General features: G+C 55.7%; 2 tRNA genes and 1 rRNA gene. All 3 read right to left on the reverse strand.

Annotation, left to right across the window (positions count from 1 at the left end):
* Positions 1-249: 249 nt before the first annotated feature.
* Positions 250-325, reverse strand: a tRNA-Ala gene (locus B0G57_RS30555).
* A gap of 56 nt (positions 326-381) precedes the next feature.
* Positions 382-458, reverse strand: a tRNA-Ile gene (locus tag B0G57_RS30560).
* A gap of 68 nt (positions 459-526) precedes the next feature.
* A 16S ribosomal RNA gene (locus B0G57_RS30565) occupies positions 527-2,057 on the reverse strand.
* Between the last annotated feature and the right edge of the window lie 304 nt (positions 2,058-2,361).

Below are 2,361 nucleotides of genomic sequence, written 5' to 3' on the forward strand. Positions count from 1 at the left end.
TTTGAGTTCTCGCGTTTGTGCCGTATTCCAAGAGCATCTTTCGATACCCTTCTCATACTTGGATACAATCACTACCCATTTGATATCTTCCGCGCCCATCTCATGAGACGCTTCCGATATCCCTTACTACTTCTTCCAGATTGTTAAAGATCGACAGCCGACTTTGCAGTCACACTGACTGGCGCACTCGCCAATGACAAACATCCCAACGATTTCTCTCGTTGGCGACGCTTCCCATTGGGGATTGGTTGGTGGAGGCAGACGGGATCGAACCGACGACCCCCTGCTTGCAAAGCAGGTGCTCTCCCAGCTGAGCTATGCCCCCTGATGCCGACTCGCTTAGGGGATCCACTCGCGTGAGGTCCGCTCACCGTAGACTGATGGTGGGTCTGGTTGGATTCGAACCAACGACCCCCGCCTTATCAAGACGGTGCTCTAACCGACTGAGCTACAGACCCCTTCGCCTGTCTTTACGATCTTCACAGCCGATAAGCGTGAGCACTTGGTGTTGAACACGAAGCTCTGGAAAGGAGGTGATCCAGCCGCACCTTCCGATACGGCTACCTTGTTACGACTTCACCCCAGTCATGAATCCTACCGTGGTGACCGTCCTCCTTGCGGTTAGACTAGCCACTTCTGGTAAAACCCACTCCCATGGTGTGACGGGCGGTGTGTACAAGACCCGGGAACGTATTCACCGCGGCATGCTGATCCGCGATTACTAGCGATTCCAGCTTCATGCACTCGAGTTGCAGAGTGCAATCCGGACTACGATCGGTTTTCTGGGATTGGCTCCCCCTCGCGGGTTGGCAACCCTCTGTTCCGACCATTGTATGACGTGTGAAGCCCTACCCATAAGGGCCATGAGGACTTGACGTCATCCCCACCTTCCTCCGGTTTGTCACCGGCAGTCTCCTTAGAGTGCTCTTGCGTAGCAACTAAGGACAAGGGTTGCGCTCGTTGCGGGACTTAACCCAACATCTCACGACACGAGCTGACGACAGCCATGCAGCACCTGTGTGACGGCTCCCTTTCGGGCACCCCCAGCTCTCACCAGGGTTCCGTCCATGTCAAGGGTAGGTAAGGTTTTTCGCGTTGCATCGAATTAATCCACATCATCCACCGCTTGTGCGGGTCCCCGTCAATTCCTTTGAGTTTTAATCTTGCGACCGTACTCCCCAGGCGGTCAACTTCACGCGTTAGCTTCGTTACTAAGGAAATGAATCCCCAACAACTAGTTGACATCGTTTAGGGCGTGGACTACCAGGGTATCTAATCCTGTTTGCTCCCCACGCTTTCGTGCATGAGCGTCAGTATTGGCCCAGGGGGCTGCCTTCGCCATCGGTATTCCTCCACATCTCTACGCATTTCACTGCTACACGTGGAATTCTACCCCCCTCTGCCATACTCTAGCGCGCCAGTCAACAATGCAGTTCCCAGGTTAAGCCCGGGGATTTCACATCGCTCTTAACGCACCGCCTGCGCACGCTTTACGCCCAGTAATTCCGATTAACGCTCGCACCCTACGTATTACCGCGGCTGCTGGCACGTAGTTAGCCGGTGCTTATTCTTCCGGTACCGTCATCCCCCAGGGATATTAGCCCCGAGGATTTCTTTCCGGACAAAAGTGCTTTACAACCCGAAGGCCTTCTTCACACACGCGGCATTGCTGGATCAGGGTTGCCCCCATTGTCCAAAATTCCCCACTGCTGCCTCCCGTAGGAGTCTGGGCCGTGTCTCAGTCCCAGTGTGGCTGGTCGTCCTCTCAGACCAGCTACGGATCGTCGCCTTGGTAGGCCTTTACCCCACCAACTAGCTAATCCGCCATCGGCCGCCCCTTGAGCGCGAGGTCTTGCGATCCCCCGCTTTCCTCCACAGAGCGTATGCGGTATTAATCCGGCTTTCGCCGGGCTATCCCCCACTCCAGGACACGTTCCGATGTCTTACTCACCCGTTCGCCACTCGCCGCCAGGCCGAAGCCCGCGCTGCCGTCCGACTTGCATGTGTAAGGCATGCCGCCAGCGTTCAATCTGAGCCAGGATCAAACTCTTCAGTTCAATGCCTGTTACTGTTTTCGACTCTCTCGAGCCGGTCGCTCACTCAACGTACTGACAGGGTTGCCTCGTCTTGCGACCAAGCAACCTCTATTTCATCGTGTGAGCCTTTGATACTTGCGCTATACCGCTCCCTGATACAAGCCCAGGAACCGGCCGCGTTCGCCATCAAGCGCCCACACTTATCGGCTGTGAATTGTTAAAGATCGTTCGCTCAACCGCCGCGGCGCCGTTACCACTACCACCCTTCGGCACCGCCGTCTTGCGTTGCTGCATCAGCAGCAGAGAAGCGAGATTATGCAGCGTC

Source organism: Trinickia symbiotica, assembly GCF_002934455.1.
GTDB classification, from domain to species: Bacteria; Pseudomonadota; Gammaproteobacteria; order Burkholderiales; family Burkholderiaceae; genus Trinickia; species Trinickia symbiotica.